Below are 20,016 nucleotides of genomic sequence, written 5' to 3' on the forward strand. Positions count from 1 at the left end.
GCGCGGATCGTGGCATCCGACAAAGAGTTGTCGATGATTTTTGGAGAGTGACCGCTATGGTGACGTGCTGACATGGCGCTGAAAGGTTCGAGAGCATGAGCTTCTTTCCCGGCAACGATCCCCAGCCCGGCGATGCGTTCGCATGCGATGCCATTGAAACGCTGATCATTCCGCGCACGTCCGACATTGGCGGGCTGGAAGTGCGGCGCGCCCTGCCAACCGCACGGCGACGGCTCGTTGGGCCGTTCATCTTCTTTGACCGCATGGGACCCGCTCTGTTGCGGGCCGACCAGACGCTCGACGTCCGCCCGCATCCCCATATCGGCCTTTCCACGGTCACTTACCTGTTCGACGGCAAGATCCGGCACCGCGACTCGCTTGGCACCGAGATGGTGATCGAGCCCGGCGACGTGAACCTGATGACGGCCGGCCGGGGCATTGTCCATTCCGAGCGTTCGCCGGAGGAACTGAGGGGCTCCCCAATGGCCATTTCCGGGCTGCAGACTTGGCTGGCCCTGCCGGAAAGCCATGAAGAAATGGCGCCGCTTTTTGAAAACACCGCCCGTTCCGACCTTCCGCTGATCGACGCAGAAGGAATCCGCGGAAGGGTGGTGATCGGCAGTTTTCACGGCCTGCGAGCGCCCGTCCGCACGGCAAGCGACACGGTTTATGCCGACCTCCGCCTGGAGGCCGGTGCAACGATCTCGATTCCCGGTGATGCCGCCGAGGAGCGTGCGATCTATGTGCTGGACGGCTCGGTGGAGATTGCCGGCGACATCTTCCCGTCTGACCGGCTGCTGGCCTTCCGCGCTGGCGACACGCTGGCGGTCCGGGCTGCCAATGATCGGCCGGCGCATGTGATGATGTTTGGTGGCGCCGCGTTGAACTCGAAACGCTACATCTGGTGGAACTTCGTGTCGTCATCGAAGGAGCGGATCGAGCAGGCCAAGCAAGAATGGCGCACCGGCCGCTTCGACATCGTGCCGGGCGATGCCGAGGAGTTCATACCTTTGCCGGAAGCTTGATCGCCTCAGAAGAACCGGCCTTTGTTTACATCGGCTGCCTTGAGCCCTATCTCGGGACGGTCTCCTTTCGGTGGTTTATCAAGTGCAGTCTTTACAAACGCCTTTGCTCGACAAGATCCGGATTCCGGCCGATCTCCGCAAGTTCCCGGAAGCGGAACTGCCGCAGATCGCCGCCGAATTGCGCAAGGAGATGATCGACGCCGTTTCGCAGACCGGCGGCCATCTCGGTGCTGGCCTCGGCGTCATCGAACTGACGGTAGCGCTGCATTACGTGTTTGAAACCCCGGCTGACCGGATCATCTGGGACGTTGGCCACCAGGCCTACCCGCACAAGATCCTGACGGGACGCCGCGACCGCATCCGCACCTTGCGCCAGGAACATGGCCTGTCCGGCTTCACCAAGCGTTCGGAAAGCGAATACGACCCGTTCGGCGCAGCCCATTCCTCCACCTCGATTTCGGCCGGGCTCGGCATGGCGGTGGCGCGGGACCTGTCTGGCGGGAAAAACCACGTGATTTCCGTGATCGGCGACGGCGCGATGTCGGCAGGCATGGCCTACGAGGCGATGAACAATGCGGGTGCGCTGGATGCGCGGCTGATCGTGATCCTCAACGACAACGACATGTCGATCGCGCCGCCTTCCGGCGCGATGAGCGCCTATCTGGCACGGCTCGCGTCCGGCAAAACCTATTCGGAGATCCGCGACCTTGGCAAGAAGCTGACCGGCTATCTTGGCCGCCGCGTCGAGCGCACGGTGACGCGAGCGGTGGAACATGCCCGCGGGTTCGTGACGGGCGGCACCATGTTCGAGGAACTTGGCTTCTACCATATCGGCCCGATTGACGGACACAATCTCGAGCATCTCGTGCCGGTGCTGAAGAATGTGCGCGACAATGGCGACGGCCCCGTGCTGATCCATGTCGTGACCAAGAAGGGCAAGGGCTACGCCCCGGCGGAAGCCGCAGCCGACAAGTACCACGGCGTCAACAAGTTCGACGTGATCACCGGTGCGCAAGCCAAAGCCCCCGCCAATGCGCCCGCCTATACGCGCGTTTTCGCCGAAAGCCTGGTGCAGGAAGCGCAGGAGGACCCGAAGATCGTTGCGGTCACGGCCGCAATGCCGTCCGGCACCGGGCTGGACTTGTTTGGCGAGGCCTTCCCCAAGCGCACCTTCGACGTGGGTATCGCCGAACAGCACGCGGTGACCTTTGCGGCCGGCATGGCAACGGAAGGTTACAAGCCCTTCTGCGCGATCTATTCGACCTTCCTGCAGCGCGCCTATGACCAAGTCGTGCATGACGTGGCGATCCAGAACCTGCCCGTACGGTTCGCGATTGACCGCGCGGGCTTTGTTGGCGCGGACGGCGCCACCCACTGCGGCGCCTTCGATACCACCTATCTCGCGTCCTTGCCGGGCATGGTGATGATGGCGGCAAGCGACGAAGCGGAACTGCGCCATATGGTGCGCACGGCGGCAGCCTACGACGACGGGCCGATCGCCTTCCGCTATCCCCGCGGCAACGGTGTAGGAATCGATCTGCCGGAACGCGGATCGGTGCTCGAACTCGGCAAGGGCCGCGTGGTGCGTGAAGGCTCCAAGGTCGCGCTTCTGTCTTTCGGAACGCGACTGGCCGATTGCCTGCTCGCGGCCGACGAGCTGGACGCGGCAGGCTTGTCTACCACCGTGGCGGATGCGCGGTTCGCAAAACCGCTCGACCAGGATCTGATCCGCCGCCTTGCGCGCGAGCATGAGGTCCTGATCACGGTGGAAGAAGGGGCGGTCGGCGGCTTCGGGGCGCAGGTCCTGCATTATCTCGCCCATGACGGTCTGCTCGATCACGGCTTGAAGGTCCGGCCGCTGGTTCTGCCCGACAGCTTTGTCGACCATGCCAAGCCGGAAAAGATGTATGCCGATGCGGGTCTGGATGCCGCCGGCATTACCCGTGCGGTGTTTGCGGCGCTGGGACGACCACAAGCCGCCGCTCGGGCCTGAGGCGAACGGCTGAAGCGCTTGCCTTCGCCGGCGGCTTCAGCCATGCACCCGGCCATGCAAGGCAAACAAACCCAGCAGAACCTGCAGCGCCTCGATGAGGTGCTTGTGGAACGCAGGCTTTTCCCCACCCGCTCCCGAGCGGGCGATGCGGTGAAGCGCGGAACCGTGCGCGTCGGCGACAGGATTGTCACCAAGGCCGGCCATTTGGTCGCGGAGAATGCGGCGATCGAGGTGGACGATCCGGCTCGCAGCTATGTTTCGCGCGCAGCACTGAAGCTGATCGCGGGCCTGGATCATTTCGGCATCGATCTTCAGGGCAAGACGGTGCTTGATCTCGGCGCGTCCACCGGCGGCTTCACGCAGGTCGCGCTGGAACGCGGCGCTGCGCGGGTCTTTGCCGTGGACGTTGGTCATGGTCAGCTCCATTCGACCCTCGCAGAAGATGCGCGCGTGATTTCAATGGAAAACAGGAACGCGCGGGAATTGGCCGCTGGCGATTTCGGCGGCGAAGCGATCGATGCGGTCGTTTGCGACGTCAGCTTCATTTCCCTGACGCTCGCCTTGCCGGCGGCCCTTCAGCTGGCGCGACCGGGTGCGGAAGCCGTGTTTCTGGTGAAGCCGCAGTTCGAGGCGGGTCGCGAAGCAATCGGCAAGGGTGGTCTGCTCAAAAATTCGGATGATGGCGCGCGGATCGCGGAGCGCCTGCGAAGCTGGCTGGAGGAGCAGGACGGCTGGACTGCGCTCGGGCTCGTCCCATCGCCGATCGCAGGCGGGGACGGCAACAAGGAATGGCTGCTCGGCGGCAGGAAAGCGCCATGACGACGCGCTATCGCGTGGCGAGGCTGGGAGCGCAGGGCGACGGCATCGCGGACACCGAGCGGGGCCCCGTCTTCATTTCCTTCACGCTTCCGGGCGAAATGGTTACGGCCGCCGTCAACAAGGATCGCGGCGAGCTGATCGCCGTGACGGAGCCTGCATCCAATCGCGTCGAGCCGCCATGCCGGCATTTCGGCACCTGCGGCGGCTGCCAGCTGCAGCATCTGGCAATGGCCGATTACCTCGCCTGGAAACGCGACAAGGTGGTGCAGGCGCTGAAATCCCAGGCGCTCAAGCCCGCCGTCGGCCAGATCGTGCCGTGTGCGCCGCATAGCCGCCGCCGTGTCACCTTTGCCTTGCGCAAGGTCGAAGGGGGAATGCTGCTTGGCTATAATCGCCACTTGTCGCACGAGATCGTGGACATTGCCGAGTGTCCCATCAGTGTTCCGCCGATCGTTGAGGCGCTTGACTCTTTGCGCGCGCTGGCGCGCCTAAGCTGCTTCACAAGCAAGGCTTTTCGCATGACGGTGACCGCCACCGCATCGGGGCTCGATGTGGCGCTGCTGGACAGCGGAGTGCTGGATGACGCCGCGCGCAAGGCAATTGCCGACTTCGCCATGGCGGCAAACCTGGCGCGTGTTTCGGTGGATGGCGAGATCATCGTGGAGCCAAAGAAGCCGCAGGTGTCCATGGGACCTGCGGTGGTGAACATCCCGCCCGGCGGCTTTCTTCAGGCCGTTGCTTCCGCGGAAGAGGCGATGGGGCAACTGGTGCTGGATCACCTTGGAAAGGCCAAGCGGGTGGCCGACCTTTTCGCCGGCTCGGGCGCCTTCACCTTCCGGCTGGCTCAACGCGCCGAAGTGCATGCCGTGGAAGGGGAGGCGGCCGCCCTTGCTGCGCTCGATCGTGCGTTCCGGTTCACGCCGAGCCTGAAGCGCGTTTCCACGGAAAAGCGTGACCTGTTTGAACGGCCGCTGACCACCAAGGAACTCGACCGGTTCGATGCGGTGGTGTTTGATCCGCCGCGTGCGGGTGCTGAGTTTCAGTGCCGGCAGCTGGCCAAAAGTGGGGTGTCGAAGGTCGCGGCGGTTTCCTGCAATCCGCTGACGCTGGCACGGGACCTCGCAACCTTGGTCGCGGGTGGTTACACGGTGACGTCGGTTACGCCGATCGACCAGTTTCTGTGGTCGAGCCACGTGGAAGCCGTGGCGCTTCTCGAGAAGCCACGGAAGCGGCGCTAGCGGCCGAGCAGTTCTTCCACGAAAGCTGGCACGAGCTCCGTTGCGCGACCGCGCCGCACCTCGGCAAACCGCGTGTGATGTTCCGACGCTTCGAGGTTGAGTTCGACTGTGTGAGCGCCGGCTTGATGCGCTTCTTCCACGAAGCCTGCCGCAGGATAAACATTGCCGCTTGTGCCGATCGATACAAACAGATCGCACTGCTGCAGCGCTTCGCTGATTTCGTCCATCTGGTAGGGCATTTCGCCGAACCACACCACGTCGGGCCGTAGAGTACCCATCGCGCCGCATTGGGGACAGCAGTCGAAGGTGGTCAAATCGCCATGTTCCTCGCGGCGTGTGCCGCATTTCGTGCAGAAGATCTTGGTGAGTTCGCCATGCATGTGGATGAGCCGCTTGGAACCGCCGCGCTCATGGAGATTGTCGATGTTCTGCGTCACCACCAGCACATCGCCCGCAAACTCGGCTTCCAGCTGGGCGAGCGCCCGATGCGCCGCATTGGGTTCTACGCTCGAAAGGCCGCTGCGCCGCTCGTTATAGAAGGCGTGGACGCGCTCGGGGTCGCGCGCAAAGCCTTCCGGCGTGGCCACATCCCGCAGGTCAACCTTCGACCAGATGCCGCCTTTGTCCCGGAACGTGTCCACGCCCGATTCAGCCGAGATACCGGCGCCTGTGAGGATCACGATAGACGAAAAGGACATTCGAGCTCCAGGGCGAAACGAGCGGCTTGATTTGCGTGTTGAGCGCGGATTATCCATATAGCTATCAAACGATGCGCAAATTGCGAGGGAAAATGACAGCGCTGGTTGTGAATGCGCTCAGCGACGCGAACTCACCATTCCTGTCCGCGCGCCGCGTTTCCGAAGTTCTTGGCGTGACCTTGACGGAGCTCGCCGCCCTGATCGGCATCGCCCGCAACACGCTAACAGCCAAGAGCGGGGCGCGGCGCGTCGATGCCGCGCTCAGCCCGGTTGTGCGTATCCTCGCCATGGCGAGTGAAATGGCGGGCGGCGAACAGCGCGCAGCGATCTGGTTCAAGCACCAGCCGTTGCCAGGTTGGGCAGGCAAAACCGCTTACGATCTCGTGCGCGAGGGCAAGGCTGACAAGGTCCTCGCCTATCTGGAGGCAGTGCGCTCGGGCGTTTATGCCTGATGCGCTGACGCTGTGGCGCGCTTTCGTGCCCCGCTGGGCGCATCTTCCGCTATCGGGCGAGGGTGCTTCGCGCTTTGGCGGACGCTGGAACCCGATCGGCACGCCAGCGATCTACGCGGCGCGGGAGCTCTCCACTGCCTGGGCCGAATACAACCAAGGCTTCGTCCAGCACCCGGCCCTCATCGCCCAACTTGCGCTGAAGAATGCACGGGTTCTCGACCTGACCGACGAGGCCGTGCTGGCAGGAAACGGAATATCCGACGAGATCCATCGCTGCGAATGGCGCGCAGACCTCGACGAAGGCCGGCAGCCGCAAACCCACGCGCTCCAGGCAACGCTCGCGGCGAGGGGATGGGACGGCGTCATCTACCCGTCCTTCATGTCCCCGGGCGGGAGTTGCGTTGCCTTGTGGCGCTGGAACGCAGGCGCAGGAGCGACCCTGCAGGTGGTTGATCCGGATAAGCGACTGCCGAAAACGCCGGCGTCCTGGGTCTAGCTCAAGCCTGCGTGCCGCCTACCGTCATCTGATCCATGCGCAGATGCGGCTGACCTACGCCTACGGGAACGCCCTGGCCGGCCTTACCGCACATGCCGATACCCGTGTCGAGCTTCATGTCGTTGCCAACCATCGACACGCGGTGCATCGCGTCAGGGCCGTTGCCAATCAGCATGGCGCCCTTGATGGGTCGCGTGACCTTGCCGTTCTCGATCATGTAGGCTTCGGTGCAGCCGAACACGAACTTGCCTGAGGTGATGTCGACCTGACCGCCGCCGAACGACACGGCATAGATGCCGTTCTTCACCGAAGCGATGATCTCTTCCGGCTGCTTGTCGCCGGCCGTCATGTAGGTGTTGGTCATGCGCGGCATCGGCGGGTGTGCATAAGACTCCCGCCGGCCGTTGCCGGTCGGTTGCATGCCCATCAGCCGGGCGTTTTGGCGATCCTGCATGTAGCCGACCAGCTTGCCGTCCTCGATCAGCACGGTCCGGTTGGTGGGCGTGCCTTCGTCGTCGATGGTGAGCGACCCGCGCCGCTCGGCGATCGTGCCGTCATCCACCACAGTCACGCCCTTGGCTGCGACCTGGCTACCCAGCAGGCCGGCGAAGGCCGACGTTTTCTTGCGGTTGAAGTCACCTTCCAGACCGTGGCCGACGGCCTCGTGCAGCATCACGCCTGGCCAACCCGCCGAAAGCACGATGTCGAAGGTGCCGGCAGGGGCAGGGGTGGCTTCCAGGTTCACCAGCGCTTGCCGCAGCGCTTCGCGCGCGCCGAACCGCCAGGAATCTTCCGCGATGAACGCGCCGAAGCCCTTGCGACCGCCAATGCCATAGGAGCCGGTTTCCTGCCGGTCGCCTTCGCCGACCACCACCGTGATGTTCATGCGAACGAGAGGGCGGATGTCTCCGACAGTCCGGCCATCTGCCCGCAGGATCTCGATCTGCTGCCAGGACGCGACAAGCGATGCGGTGACCTGGCGCACGCGCGGGTCCTCGGCCCTGACGAACGCGTCGATGTCCTGCAGAAGCTTGGCTTTCTCGCCGAACTGAGGCTCTGTCAGTGGATTGACGTCCCCGTAAAGGCGCCGGTTTGTGCCCTGCGGTGCGTCGGCCAAGGTCCCGGAATAGCCGGCCTTCACGGCGGAAACCGCGCTGGCCGCTCGCCCGAAAGCGGCTTCCGACAGCTCGCTCGCATGGGCATAGCCGGATGCTTCTCCCGCAACCGCACGAAGGCCGAAGCCGCGGTCCGTGTTGTAGCTCGCCGTTTTCAGGCGGCCGTTGTCGAACATCAGCGCTTCGCTTTCGCTTTGTTCGAGGAACAACTCGCCGTCGTCGGCGCCCTTCAGCGTATCCGCCAGCATCTGCCGCAGCCGTTCTTCCGAACAATCGAACTGTTGGATCAGCGGCTTGGGCATGGTTCTGGACTCACTTTGGGAAGGACTCGCTTGAAGGTAGGAGTGCGGCTGGCTCACTTCCAGCAGAAGAACACCAGGGAGTAGGGGAGCCGGCCGCGGCCCTCGACAGGGATCGTTGTCGGCGCGGCGGTGGGTGCAGGCTCGGCGGTGTGCGTCGCCGCTTTCAGCGCCCCTCGCGGACCCTCAAGGAAGTGCGGCGAACCCTTCCGCGAAGCCATTCAGCGCGACCGGAATGCCGATGCCTTCTTCCGGTGTTTGGAACACGATAAACGTTGCGGAAGAACCGGTGCGCAGGGTTTCCAGAAGCGGTTGCTCCAGGATGACCTCGGCGTAGCATCCATCCTGGAAGCAGCGCACGAAGTAAGCACGGCCGATATCCTTGCCGTCGACGTTGAGGCCCAGCCCGTTTGGCAGAAGCACTCCAAGGGGAGCAAGAACGCGCAGGATCTCGGCCTTGTTGTCGGCCGTGCGAAGAACAACCACGGATAAGCCGATTTCCGGCCGGTCCTCGGCAACGACGTTCTGCATCATGGCGCACTGCTCCGCCGTAGCGCCCGCCGGCGTGTCGCAGATCACTGACCAGGCGCCATGAGTGGAGCGCACGGTTCCGGTGGGGGCGGGCTGCTGGGCGCCGGCCGGCGCGCTGGCAACCAGCGGCGAGCCAAGCAGAAGGGCAAGGGCGAGCGGCTTCAAAAAGCGCATCAGCAAAAGGTCTCCAACGCGAATCAGCGCAATGTAGTGGGCTGGAACGGCATGTAAATGAAAAGCCTTGCTCAAAAGGTTGTTGGCGCTTCGAACAGATTTCAACTGCCGGCGGGCGCGGTTCGGCCGCTCCTCCACTTCAGCAGCCGTTCCCGGTTTGCTGAAGCAGGAGCACAAAATGCCGCATCGGGCCAAAACGTGGCTTTCTTGCGGTCGCCATGAGAGTATGGTTTGAACGCGTCCGAGAGCCGGGAGTCGGCTTGCCTGCGTGCCGATGCAGGCGGCTTTCTAGGATGATGTCGGGAGATGACGATCGCCATGAAGAAACTGACAGGCGTTGCCGGTGCAATGGTTCTGCTGTCGAGCGCAGCCGCTTGGGCTCAGGCGCCCGGTCAGCCAACGCCGTGGCAGTTCGATTTCCAGGTGGCGGCTTCTCCGATCATGGAAAGCATTGCGTGGTTCGAGGACTACACGCTGTGGTTCATCACGCCGATCACCCTTCTTGTGCTGGCGCTTCTGGCCTGGTGTGTTCTGCGGTTCCGCGAAAGCGCCAACCCGACGCCGTCGCGCACGAGCCACAACACGCTGATCGAGGTCATTTGGACGGTGGGCCCGGTTCTGGTGCTGCTCTGCATCGCGATCCCCTCTTTCCAGCTTCTCACCGCACAGTATTCGCCGCCGGAAGAACCCGCCATCACCTTGAAGGCCACGGGCAACCAGTGGAACTGGGACTATGAATACCAGCTCGAGCAGCCGATCAGCTTTAACTCGGCGATTTTGACGGACGCGGCGCGGCCGGACTCCGGCAAGGAAGACCTGCGGGACTATCCGAGGCTTCTGGCAGTCGACAACGAAGTCGTGCTGCCGGTGAGCACCACGATCCGCCTGCTTACCACGGGCAGCGACGTCATCCATGCCTTTGCTGTCCCAGCCTTCGGCGTAAAGTTGGATGCCGTGCCGGGCCGGATCAACGAGATGTGGTTCCGCGCGGAGCGCGAAGGCCTTTATTATGGGCAGTGCTCGGAAAACTGCGGCAAGGACCATGCCTTCATGCCGATCGCCATCCGGATCGTGAACCAGGCACAGTATGATGCGTGGGTTGCGGCGGCGGCGACGGATGTTGGTGGCGCCAACCGCGCATTGATGGCTTCCATTGAAGCCCAAAACAAGATTGCTTCGGCCGGCGAATAAGCCGCACCAGCCGGACGAAAGGGAAACGGAGCGGAACATGGCAGGCGCTGCAACCCACCACGGGGACGCCCATCACGATCACAAGCCGCATGGCTGGACGCGCTGGGTCAATTCCACGAACCACAAGGACATCGGGACGCTTTACCTGATCTTCGCGATCACGGCGGGCATCATCGGCGGCCTCCTTTCCGTTTTCATGCGGTGGGAGCTGCAGGAGCCGGGCATCCAGATCTTCCATGGTCTTGCATCCATGGTCTATGGCGTGGAGGGCGACGCGGCCCTTGATGCTGGCAAGCACATGTACCTCGTGTTCACCACGGGTCACGGGCTGGTCATGATCTTCTTCATGGTGATGCCGGCGCTGATCGGCGGATTCGCCAACTGGATGATCCCGATCATGATCGGAGCGCCGGACATGGCGTTTCCGCGCATGAACAACATCTCGTTCTGGCTGCTGCCGCCCGCCTTCCTCCTGCTTCTGGTGTCCATGTTCGTTCCTGGCGGACCGGGCGGTGTGGCTGGCGCGGGTACCGGTTGGACAATCTATCCGCCGCTATCAACCAGCGGGCATCCCGGCCCGGCGATGGATTTCGCGATCCTGTCGCTGCACATAGCCGGTGCATCCTCGATCCTGGGCGCGATCAACTTCATCACCACGATCTTCAACATGCGCGCGCCGGGCATGACCATTCACAAGATGCCGCTGTTTGCGTGGTCGGTGCTGATCACGGCTTTCCTGCTGCTCTTGTCCCTGCCGGTTCTGGCTGGCGGCATCACCATGCTGTTGACGGACCGTAACTTCGGCACCACTTTCTTCGCGCCTGAAGGGGGCGGTGACCCGATCCTGTTCCAGCACCTGTTCTGGTTCTTCGGGCATCCTGAAGTGTATATTCTGATCCTGCCGGGCTTCGGCATCATCAGCCACATCATCTCGACTTTCTCGCGCAAGCCGGTGTTCGGATATCTCGGCATGGCCTACGCCATGGTCGCGATCGGCGTGGTCGGCTTCGTCGTGTGGGCGCACCACATGTACACCACGGGCATTTCGCTCGACACGCAGCGCTACTTTGTGTTCGCCACGATGGTCATTGCCGTGCCGACGGGTGTGAAGGTGTTTTCCTGGATCGCCACCATGTGGGGCGGCTCCATCGCGATGCGCACGCCCATGCTGTGGGCGATCGGCTTCATCTTCCTGTTCACCATCGGTGGCGTGACGGGCGTCCAGCTCGCGAATGCTGGTTTGGACCGTGCGATGCACGACACCTACTACGTCGTGGCGCACTTCCATTACGTGCTGTCGCTGGGCGCCGTGTTCGCGATCTTTGCGGCCTGGTACTACTGGTTCCCGAAGATGTTCGGCTACATGTACTCGCCGCTGATCGCACGGCTCCACTTCTGGCTGATGTTCATCGGTGTGAACCTGGTGTTCTTCCCGCAGCACTTCCTGGGACTGGCCGGCATGCCGCGCCGCTATATCGACTACCCGGATGCTTATGCAGGCTGGAACATGGTGTCGTCCTACGGCTCCTACCTCTCGATGTTCAGCGTGTTCATCTTCCTGTTCGGCATCTACGAAGCTTTCTCGAAGAAGCGACTCGCCGGCAACAATCCGTGGGGCGCAGGCGCCACGACCCTGGAATGGCAGTTGTCTTCGCCGCCTCCGTTCCACCAGTGGGAACAGCTGCCGAAGATCAAGTAAGCGCTTTCGGGCGCGACCCGGCCCGGGCCTGTTGTCCGGGCCAAGTCATTGGATGTTATAAAGAATGAGCATAGTTGAGCAGACAAGCGTCGATGCTCCCGAGGTGGGGGTGTCCGAGGCAACGGCAGGCGATTTCCTCGCTTTGCTGAAGCCGCGCGTGATGTCGCTCGTGGTGTTTACGGCGCTGGTCGGCCTGGTTGCCGCGCCGGTTCCGCTGGATCCTATTCTGGCTTCGATCTCCGTGCTGGCAATCGCGGTCGGCGCCGGCGCATCGGGTGCCCTGAACATGTGGTACGATGCCGACATTGACCGGGTGATGAGCCGCACGGCGCGGCGGCCGGTTCCGGCCGGGCGCGTGCAGCCGGGCGAAGCCCTCGGTTTCGGGCTCTTCCTTTCCCTGCTTGCGGTTCTCACGCTCGGGCTTGCTGCCAACTGGCTAGCGGCGGCGGTTCTTGCCTTCACGATCTTCTTTTATGCCGTGGTTTACACCATGTGGCTGAAGCGCTGGACGCCGCAGAACATTGTGATTGGCGGCGCGGCCGGTGCGTTTCCGCCGGTGGTTGGCTGGGCGGCCGCCACGGGCTCGCTTAGCCTGGAAAGCCTCATCCTGTTTGCCATTATCTTTCTTTGGACGCCGCCGCATTTCTGGGCCCTGGCCCTCTTCAAGGCGGGTGACTACGGCCGCGCGGGCATCCCGATGATGCCGAACGTGGCCGGCGAGGCGTCGACCCGTCGCCAGATTTTCGCTTACACGCTTCTTGTCGCGCCGATCGGGGTTCTTCCGTGGCTGCTCGGTTATGTTTCAGCCGGCTATGGACTTGTTGCAGCGGCATTGGGTGCAGGCTTCATCTATTATGCATGGGGCGTTTTGCGCATGAAGCCGAGCGACACCGCCATGGCGCCAGCCAAGCAGATGTTCGGCTTTTCCCTGATCTACCTGTTTGGCATCTTCGCTGCCTATCTCGTTGATGTTGTTGCGGCGCGTGTGCTTGCGTCCGGAGCGTTTCTCTGATGGCGACGCCCGAGCGAGACAAGCCGGTCGAGACCGTCGAGCTGACGGAAAAGCAGCGCAAGGCGCGGCGCAACCGCTCGGTCGCCATTGCGATCGCGCTGGCCGCGCTGGTGGTGATTTTCTATCTTGTCACGCTGGCCAAGGGACCCGGCATGATGAACAGGCCGCTTTGAGATGAGTGCTGACAAGCAAGCGGAACAGGCAAGAAGGAGCCGGGCGAACCGGACGGTCGCCCTCGGCTGCCTCGCGTTCTTCGGCGCGATGCTGGGCGCTGCCTATGCGTCCGTACCGCTCTACGAGATGTTCTGCCGGGTGACGGGATACGGGGGCACCACGCAGCGCGTCACGCAATATTCCGACACGGTTCTGGACCGGACCATCAACGTTCGTTTCGATGCCAATATCAGCGGTGGGCTGCCTTGGGCCTTCAAGCCGGTGCAGCGTGAGGTGAGCCTGCGCATCGGCGAAACGGCCCAGGTTTCTTACGAAGCCTCCAACCCGTTCCAAACGCCGACGGCTGGCAAGGCCACCTTCAATGTGACGCCGGAACTGGCTGGCGCCTATTTCAACAAGATCGAGTGCTTCTGCTTCACGGACACCACCTTGCAACCGGGCGAGTCCATGGACATGCCCGTGGTCTTTTTCGTTGATCCCGCGATCGTCGACGATCCGGACCTGAAAAATATACGAACCATCACACTGTCATACACGTTCTTTCCTTTGCCGGAAAACCAGCCGCTCGCGGCAAGCTCCCCGGTGAACGCAGAGGAAAGCACGACAAGCAAAACTTTCGGGGGTTGATATGGCCGAGGCGCACGCCAAACATCACGATTACCACATCATCGATCCCAGCCCCTGGCCTGCGCTGGCGTCGCTCGGCGCGCTGGTGATGGCAATCGGTGGCATCGGATGGATGCAGGCCATCAAGGGCAACGAGTTCGGCTTGTTGGGATTGCCGCTGAACAACCCTTGGCTGTTCTTGATCGGTCTGGCCATCGTTCTTTACACCATGTTTGGATGGTGGTCCGACACGATCAAGGAAGGCCGGCAAGGGCACCATACGCGCGTCGTGTCGCTCCACCTGCGCTACGGCATGATCATGTTCATCGCCTCCGAGGTGATGTTCTTCGTCGCGTGGTTCTGGGCTTTCTTCGATGCCAGCCTTTACCCTGGGGATGCGGAGCAGGTCCTTCGCACGGAGTTCACCGGCGGTCAGTGGCCGCCCCAGGGCGTGGAAGTGCTCGATCCCTGGCACCTGCCACTTTACAACACGGTGATTCTGCTTCTGTCGGGGACCACGGTCACCTGGGCACACCATGCCCTCCTGCACAACGACCGCAAGGGCCTCGTGGCTGGTCTGACACTGACCGTCGGCCTCGGCGTGCTGTTCTCCTTCGTGCAGGCTTATGAATACATGCACGCCCCGTTCTCGTTCTCCGAATCGATCTATGGCGCCACCTTCTACATGGCGACGGGCTTCCACGGCTTCCACGTGCTTGTGGGCACGATCTTCCTGCTGGTCTGCCTGATCCGGGCGATGAACGGCGGAATGTCGCCGCAAAAGCATTTCGGCTTCGAAGCAGCAGCCTGGTACTGGCACTTCGTGGACGTTGTCTGGCTCTTCCTGTTCGCCACGATCTACGTGTGGGCGTCGGCTGGTGCGACGATCGCGGCCGGGCATTAAGCCAGCCTCTATGCTAGGAAAGGGCGGTCGCTTGCGCGGCCGCCTTTTTCGTTTGAGCGGGATATGACCGATCCTTCCAATGTTCCAGCTGCCGATGACGCCTCCGCGCTTTCCGGCTGGCGCCGGATGGCGCTGGGCGGTCTGGTTGTCGCCGCCTTCGCGCTTCTTCTGGTGCTGGGAACCTGGCAGGTCCAGCGAATGCAATGGAAGGAGGCGCTGCTTTCCCGCATCGAGGAACAGCTGTCGCAGCAGCCGCTCGATCTTGCAGAGGTGGAAGCGGCGCAAAGCCGTGGCGATCCTATCGAGTATCAGCCCGTCACGCTGTCGGGGCAGTTCGAGCACGAGCGGGAGCGGCACTTCTTTGCCACGCATGAAGGGCAGTCCGGCTTTTATGTCTACACGCCCTTGCGGCTTGCCGATGGCCGGGCCGTGTTCGTGAATCGGGGCTTCGTGCCCTTCGACCTGAAATCTCCTTCGACCCGGCCGGCAGGGCAGGTTGCCGGCACCGTGTCAGTCACCGGGCTTGCGCGCGAACAACCCGCCGCCAAGCCGTCTTGGCTGGTGCCCGAAAACGATTCCGCCAAGAACATCTTCTATTGGAAGGATCTGGGAGCGATGGCGTCCAGCGCGGCCGTGCCGGGCTCGATCCTGCCCTTTTTCGTGGATGCTGATGCAACGTCCAGTCCCGGCGGCTGGCCGGTGGGCGGCGTCACCATGGTCAACCTGCCCAACAACCACCTGCAATATGCCGTGACCTGGTATGGGCTGGCACTCGCTTTGGCTGCCGTTTCGCTGTTGATGCTTATCCGCAGTCGGCGACACGCGAACTCGGCGCCGGACGAGACGGCAGAAACTTGACACTCGAGCAGCGAGCCCTCATGTCCGGGGCTGACCCATGGACCTGTTGATGACCGCTACCGCCAAACCGCCGTTGACGATCCGCTTGTGCGAACCGCGCGGCTTTTGCGCCGGCGTGGATCGTGCGATCCAGATCGTCGTGCTTGCGCTGAAGAAATACGGCGCCCCGGTCTATGTACGCCACGAGATCGTGCACAATCGGTTCGTGGTGCAGGGGCTGCGGGAACGCGGCGCCGTGTTCATCGAGGAACTGCACGAGATTCCGGCCGAGCACCACGACCGGCCGGTCGTGTTTTCCGCCCACGGCGTTCCGAAGTCGGTGCCCGAAGACGCGCAGGCGCGCAATCTGTTCTATCTCGACGCCACATGCCCGCTTGTGTCCAAGGTTCACAAGCAGGCCATGCGGCACCAGCGGCAGGGCCGGCACGTTGTTCTTGTTGGCCACGCCGGGCATCCGGAGGTCATCGGCACGATGGGCCAGTTGCCGGAGGGCGCCGTCAGCTTGATCGAAACGGAACAGGATGCGCTGTCCTTCGTGCCACCACAGCCAGGTGACATGGGTTTCGTGACGCAAACCACGTTGTCGGTGAGCGATACGGCCGGCATCATCGCGCGGCTGCAGGAGCGCTTTCCGGCGATCCAGGCGCCATCGGCGGAATCGATCTGCTACGCCACCACGAACCGCCAGGAAGCGGTGAAGGAGACGGCAGCCGGAACGGACCTGTTTTTGATCGTGGGCGCGCCCAATTCCTCCAACTCGATGCGCCTCGTGGAAGTTGCCAGGCGCGCAGGCGCCAAGCAGGCGATGCTGGTGCAGCGCGCGTCCGAGATCCCATGGGACATGATGATTGGCGGTGAGGTGGTGGGGCTGTCGGCGGGGGCTTCGGCACCGCAGATCATCGTCGATGAAATTGTCGACGCCTTCAACCAGCGCTTTGCCGTCTCCGTGGACCTCGCGGTCACAGCAGTCGAAGACGAAAACTTCCCGGTTCTCAGCGTCTTGCGTGACATGCCGCTCACGGCGGATGACATGGCCTTCGTCAACGGAAATGCGGCCTGATGGCTGTTTATACCGATGTCAACGAGGCGCAGCTGTCGCGCTTCCTTCAGGACTACGACGTTGGATCCGTTCTATCCTACAAGGGCATCGCAGAAGGGTCCGAAAATTCGAACTTCCTCCTCCATGCAGAGCGCGGATCCTTCATCTTGACGCTTTACGAGAAGCGGGTGGATCAGAGCGATCTGCCGTTTTTCCTGTGCCTGATGCAGCATCTGGCGCGTCGAGGCGTCATATGCCCGCTGCCGGTGCAGCGGCGTGACGGGGAACTCATCGGCGAACTGGCCGGGCGGCCTGCCGCCATCATCACCTTCCTGGAAGGCATGTGGATGCGCCACCCGACCGTCGCCCAGTGCGGCGAGGTCGGCAGGTCGCTGGCTCAACTGCATCTTGCGGGCGCGGATTTCCCCATGCATCGCGCCAATGCGCTCGCCGTCGAGGGCTGGCGCTTGTTGTGGAACGGCTCGCGAGACCGGGCGGACGAAGTGTCACCCGGCTTGGCAGCCGAAGTGGAGGCGGAGTTCACCGACATTGAGACCCGATGGCCGAACGACCTGCCGCGGGGCATCATCCACGCCGATCTTTTTCCCGACAACGTCTTTTTCCTCGGCGATCGGTTGTCCGGGCTGATCGACTTCTACTTCGCCTGTGATGATTTCTACGCCTACGACGTAGCGACCTGCCTCAACGCCTGGTGCTTTGAGACTGATTTCAGCTTCAACCCAGCCAAAGCGGCGGCCCTTTTGACCGGATACGAGGCGGTGCGCCCGCTCAGCGATCGAGAAAAGGCTGCGCTGCCGCTGTTGGCACGCGGCTCGGCGCTCCGCTTCATGCTGACGCGGCTTTACGATTGGCTGACCATCCCGGATGGCGCATCGGTGCAAAAGCGCGATCCGCTGGAATATGTCGCCAAGCTGCGGTTCCACCGGGACGTGACGTCCCCCAGCACCTACGGCCTGTCATGAAGCACATCGACGCGTATACGGATGGCGCCTGCTCCGGAAATCCAGGACCCGGTGGCTGGGGCGCTATTTTGCGCTACAACGGCAAGACCAAGGAACTGTCCGGCGGCGAAGCGGACACAACCAACAACCGCATGGAACTGATGGCGGCGATTTCGGCGCTCAACGCGCTGAAAGAGCCTTGCGAGGTCGATCTTTATACCGACAGCAACTACGTCAAGGACGGCATTGGCGGCTGGATAGAGGGCTGGAAGCGCAATGGCTGGAAAACCGCCGCGAAACAGCCGGTCAAGAACGCCGAGCTTTGGCAGCAGCTGGATGAAGCGCGGCGCCGCCACAAGGTGACATGGCATTGGGTGAAGGGGCACGCCGGCCACCCCGAAAACGAACGGGCGGACGAGTTGGCCCGCGCGGGCATGGCGCCCTTCAAAGTCAAGGGAACGCCAAAGAAGGTGGATCCCATCCGGGCGGCGGCACCGGCTGCCCCGACGCGAAAGCTCAACCGCACCTTCGTTCGGGAAGAGTGAGGCAGGGGAGTTTACCCCGCCTCCCGGTTTCTAAAGCTGTTCCAGCATCCGCGCAGCGCCACTGTCGACGGCCTGGCCCGGCGTGCCTTCCACATTGACTGCGCTGACCACGCCCTTGTCCACCACCATGGAAAAGCGCTTGCAACGGAGTCCCATGCCGCCGGCGCTCATGTCCAGGTCGAGACCCGCCGCCTTCGCAAAAACAGCGCTGCCATCGGCAATAAAGGTGATCTTGCCTTCCCCGCCGGTGAAGCGCGCCCACGCCCGCATCACGAAGGGGTCGTTTACGGCGATCACCGCGATCTCGTCGATGCCCCTGCCGAGGATCGTTTCGGCATTCTCGAGATAGCCCGGCAGGTGATTGTTGGAGCAGGTCGGCGTGAAGGCACCCGGCACCCCGAACAGGACGACCTTCTTGTCGGCGAAATAATCGGCCGTGTTCACCTCGGTGATGTCGTCGGGGGTGACCAGTTTCACCTTCACATCTGGCAGGCGTTCGCCGGTCGCTATCGTCATCGTTACCAAGGCTCCAATCATGAGGGGTTGAGGGGCGACATCTAACGCGATCGTTGGCCGAGTCCAGCCAGTCAGGGTTGCGGCGGAAGAACGAAGCTTCCTTGCACCGCATTGCCGCCATGGCTGAGCGTGTAATGGATCGTGACGGAACCGGATACCTTCGGGCGCGAAAGGATCTCCGTTTCGAACCGCTGGGTCGTGGTGTCGAAGCGGGGCGTGCCGAACCGGTAGCCTCCATCACCGGCAAGAAACAGGAGTGGATCGTCGCCGGCCAACCCTGAAGCTTTCGTCAAGAGGTGGCTGCCGTTCATCTCCACGGCTGTGATGCCGAGCTGCGGACCGGCTTCGTGGGGCAGGGAGTCAAACGCGGCACCCACGACGGCGCGGTCGAAAAGATCATCGGCCCGCAGGTCGGGATCGAGGCTCAACTGCGTCTGCACGGGAATGCAGATCGTTTGGCAGATGCCAAGAAAGACGTCGACAGTGAAAGGATCCCCTTTGATGGGCGGATCGAGCGACAGGTCAAGCGCCAACGAAACGGACTGGCTGTAACCCGTCCAATGGGAGCCATGGTCCACGAAGCGTTGCGGGGCAGGGTAGTGGAGCGTGACCGCGCCAAGCGGACCGTCTGCACCGGGCGTAAGCTGTGGAGGCACGCCGGCATCGCCCGGGTCGCGCCAATAGGTTCTCCAGCCGGGCTTCAGGTCAACCTGCAGGGCGCCCCGCAACTGGCCGTTCTCATCGGGAACGCCTGTGCTGACCAGGCGGATACGTCCGCCCTCGGTTCCGAACCAGGAGCTGCTCGCGGCCTGAACGCTTGTGGCCGATGCAAGGAGAAGGGCCGCGCTGATCAGGAGCTTGGGCTGGTGCATGGTAACCTTCTTGTCCTTTGTTGCAGGCGGGAACAAGATGAAGGGCTGCGATGGACCTCATCTTTGCGTGAAGGCCTCGCCTCCGCCCTTGGCGGCGTTAGCTTTTTTGCCGGCTCGAAGGCAGGTGCCACTTTACGAGAACAGAAAACGCGCTACGCTTTGACCATGGATCTGCTCCGCAAGAAATACGTGGAAGCCCCGACAAAGGGGTATCTCGATGACCAGTTTCTGATTGCCATGCCTGGCATGAAGGACGACCGCTTCGCGCGCACGGTGATCTATATCTGTGCGCACAGTGAAGAAGGTGCGATGGGGTTGATCATCAACCAGGCCCAGCAGATGCTCTTCCCGGATCTTCTGGTACAGATTGGCGTGATCGAAGAAGCGGATGCAATCCGTTTGCCCGATCAGGCGCGCGACCTCGTTGTAAGGCATGGCGGACCGGTGGATCGAAGCCGTGGCTTTGTGCTTCATTCCGATGATGTCACGGTCGAGTCCAGCACCCCGGTGGCCGACGAAATCTACCTCACCGCGACGGTGGACATCCTGCGCGCGATTTCGGCCGGACGCGGTCCCAAGCGCGCACTGATGGCGCTTGGCTATGCCGGCTGGGGCGCCGGGCAGCTGGAAAGCGAGATCATCGAAAACGGCTGGCTGACTTGTCCGGCCGATCCGGATCTGCTTTTCGACCGGGACATCGACCGCAAATACGAGCGGATACTAAGCTCCATCGGGATTGATCCGACGCATCTGAGCCACGTTGCCGGCCACGCCTGAGCCGCACCAGGGGCGCCGGAA

22 protein-coding genes are annotated in these 20,016 nt (G+C 62.7%); 17 read left to right on the top strand and 5 right to left on the bottom strand.

The features are described from left to right. The first annotated feature begins 95 nt into the window (after positions 1-95). The 4 genes from J5Y06_RS09005 (at position 96) to J5Y06_RS09020 (ending at position 5,075) form a co-directional block, all read left to right on the top strand. On the top strand, positions 96-1,025 hold the full coding sequence (locus tag J5Y06_RS09005; RefSeq protein ID WP_209334800.1) for a pirin family protein: 930 nt from the start codon (positions 96-98) through the stop codon (positions 1,023-1,025). A gap of 82 nt (positions 1,026-1,107) precedes the next feature. Then, positions 1,108-3,018: a 1-deoxy-D-xylulose-5-phosphate synthase gene (gene dxs / locus J5Y06_RS09010; RefSeq protein WP_209334801.1), complete on the top strand. Its 1,911-nt coding sequence runs from the start codon at positions 1,108-1,110 to the stop codon at positions 3,016-3,018. A 54-nt stretch (positions 3,019-3,072) separates the two neighbouring features. Continuing rightward, positions 3,073-3,837 (top strand): TlyA family RNA methyltransferase, encoded by a 765-nt coding sequence (locus tag J5Y06_RS09015; protein WP_209334802.1) that lies wholly within the window; start codon positions 3,073-3,075, stop codon positions 3,835-3,837. Continuing rightward, on the top strand, positions 3,834-5,075 hold the full coding sequence (locus J5Y06_RS09020) for a class I SAM-dependent RNA methyltransferase (protein ID WP_209334803.1): 1,242 nt from the start codon (positions 3,834-3,836) through the stop codon (positions 5,073-5,075). Before J5Y06_RS09015 ends, J5Y06_RS09020 begins: the two co-directional genes overlap by 4 nt. On the opposite strand, the gene J5Y06_RS09025 is transcribed toward J5Y06_RS09020, so the two are convergent. Continuing rightward, positions 5,072-5,773: an NAD-dependent deacylase gene (locus J5Y06_RS09025; RefSeq protein WP_209334804.1), complete on the bottom strand. Its 702-nt coding sequence runs from the start codon at positions 5,771-5,773 to the stop codon at positions 5,072-5,074. The two genes, J5Y06_RS09020 and J5Y06_RS09025, sit on opposite strands and share 4 nt — an antisense overlap. A 92-nt stretch (positions 5,774-5,865) precedes the next feature. Here J5Y06_RS09025 and J5Y06_RS09030 point away from each other — a divergent pair, with 92 nt between their 5' ends. Both J5Y06_RS09030 and J5Y06_RS09035 read left to right on the top strand, forming a co-directional pair. Then, the gene (locus tag J5Y06_RS09030; protein WP_209334805.1) at positions 5,866-6,225 is read left to right on the top strand and encodes an MbcA/ParS/Xre antitoxin family protein; all 360 of its coding nucleotides are present in this window, start codon (positions 5,866-5,868) and stop codon (positions 6,223-6,225) included. Further along, complete coding sequence (locus J5Y06_RS09035) at positions 6,218-6,721, top strand: RES family NAD+ phosphorylase (protein ID WP_209334806.1); 504 nt, start codon at positions 6,218-6,220, stop codon at positions 6,719-6,721. Before J5Y06_RS09030 ends, J5Y06_RS09035 begins: the two co-directional genes overlap by 8 nt. A gap of 1 nt (position 6,722) precedes the next feature. On the opposite strand, the gene tldD is transcribed toward J5Y06_RS09035, so the two are convergent. Both tldD and J5Y06_RS09045 read right to left on the bottom strand, forming a co-directional pair. Then, on the bottom strand, positions 6,723-8,138 hold the full coding sequence (gene tldD, locus J5Y06_RS09040) for a metalloprotease TldD (protein WP_209334807.1): 1,416 nt from the start codon (positions 8,136-8,138) through the stop codon (positions 6,723-6,725). Between the two features lie 183 nt (positions 8,139-8,321). Continuing rightward, positions 8,322-8,840: an invasion associated locus B family protein gene (locus tag J5Y06_RS09045; RefSeq protein ID WP_209334808.1), complete on the bottom strand. Its 519-nt coding sequence runs from the start codon at positions 8,838-8,840 to the stop codon at positions 8,322-8,324. Positions 8,841-9,158: 318 nt separating this feature from the next. Here J5Y06_RS09045 and coxB point away from each other — a divergent pair, with 318 nt between their 5' ends. The 10 genes from coxB (at position 9,159) to rnhA (ending at position 17,830) form a co-directional block, all read left to right on the top strand. Further along, positions 9,159-10,031: a cytochrome c oxidase subunit II gene (gene coxB, locus J5Y06_RS09050; protein ID WP_209334809.1), complete on the top strand. Its 873-nt coding sequence runs from the start codon at positions 9,159-9,161 to the stop codon at positions 10,029-10,031. A 37-nt stretch (positions 10,032-10,068) separates the two neighbouring features. Further along, complete coding sequence (gene ctaD, locus J5Y06_RS09055; RefSeq protein WP_209334810.1) at positions 10,069-11,730, top strand: cytochrome c oxidase subunit I; 1,662 nt, start codon at positions 10,069-10,071, stop codon at positions 11,728-11,730. Positions 11,731-11,794: 64 nt separating this feature from the next. Beyond that, a complete protein-coding gene (locus tag J5Y06_RS09060) occupies positions 11,795-12,742 on the top strand; it encodes a heme o synthase (RefSeq protein WP_209334811.1) in 948 nt (315 codons plus the stop codon). Then, positions 12,742-12,915: a CoxF protein gene (locus tag J5Y06_RS09065; protein WP_209334812.1), complete on the top strand. Its 174-nt coding sequence runs from the start codon at positions 12,742-12,744 to the stop codon at positions 12,913-12,915. Before J5Y06_RS09060 ends, J5Y06_RS09065 begins: the two co-directional genes overlap by 1 nt. Position 12,916: 1 nt before the next feature. Further along, positions 12,917-13,543 carry a cytochrome c oxidase assembly protein gene (locus tag J5Y06_RS09070; RefSeq protein ID WP_209334813.1) on the top strand — a complete coding sequence of 209 codons (627 nt, stop codon included), beginning with the start codon at positions 12,917-12,919 and terminating at the stop codon, positions 13,541-13,543. Between the two features lies 1 nt (position 13,544). Next, the gene (locus J5Y06_RS09075) at positions 13,545-14,426 is read left to right on the top strand and encodes a cytochrome c oxidase subunit 3 (protein ID WP_209334814.1); all 882 of its coding nucleotides are present in this window, start codon (positions 13,545-13,547) and stop codon (positions 14,424-14,426) included. Positions 14,427-14,552: 126 nt separating this feature from the next. Next, positions 14,553-15,284: an SURF1 family protein gene (locus J5Y06_RS09080; protein ID WP_245247755.1), complete on the top strand. Its 732-nt coding sequence runs from the start codon at positions 14,553-14,555 to the stop codon at positions 15,282-15,284. Between the two features lie 49 nt (positions 15,285-15,333). Further along, entirely contained in the window at positions 15,334-16,344 is a 1,011-nt protein-coding gene (ispH, locus tag J5Y06_RS09085) for a 4-hydroxy-3-methylbut-2-enyl diphosphate reductase (protein WP_385931543.1), read from the top strand. Next, positions 16,344-17,306, top strand: coding sequence for a homoserine kinase (locus tag J5Y06_RS09090; RefSeq protein WP_209334816.1), 963 nt, complete (start codon positions 16,344-16,346; stop codon positions 17,304-17,306). Before ispH ends, J5Y06_RS09090 begins: the two co-directional genes overlap by 1 nt. Next, complete coding sequence (rnhA, locus tag J5Y06_RS09095; protein WP_209334817.1) at positions 17,303-17,830, top strand: ribonuclease HI; 528 nt, start codon at positions 17,303-17,305, stop codon at positions 17,828-17,830. The genes J5Y06_RS09090 and rnhA overlap by 4 nt, the downstream gene beginning before the upstream one ends. Before the next feature lie 30 nt (positions 17,831-17,860). Here the strand turns inward: rnhA and J5Y06_RS09100 are convergent, their stop codons facing one another. Together J5Y06_RS09100 and J5Y06_RS09105 are read right to left on the bottom strand one after the other, a co-directional pair. Next, positions 17,861-18,346, bottom strand: a complete 486-nt coding sequence (locus tag J5Y06_RS09100) for a peroxiredoxin (RefSeq protein ID WP_209334818.1) — start codon at positions 18,344-18,346, stop codon at positions 17,861-17,863. A gap of 71 nt (positions 18,347-18,417) precedes the next feature. After that, entirely contained in the window at positions 18,418-19,218 is an 801-nt protein-coding gene (locus tag J5Y06_RS09105; RefSeq protein WP_209334819.1) for a protein-disulfide reductase DsbD domain-containing protein, read from the bottom strand. A gap of 165 nt (positions 19,219-19,383) precedes the next feature. Here J5Y06_RS09105 and J5Y06_RS09110 point away from each other — a divergent pair, with 165 nt between their 5' ends. Further along, complete coding sequence (locus J5Y06_RS09110) at positions 19,384-19,995, top strand: YqgE/AlgH family protein (RefSeq protein ID WP_209335109.1); 612 nt, start codon at positions 19,384-19,386, stop codon at positions 19,993-19,995. Positions 19,996-20,016 lie beyond the last annotated feature (21 nt).

The sequence above is a fragment of the Tianweitania sediminis genome (assembly GCF_017813335.1).
GTDB lineage: Bacteria > Pseudomonadota > Alphaproteobacteria > Rhizobiales > Rhizobiaceae > Tianweitania > Tianweitania sediminis.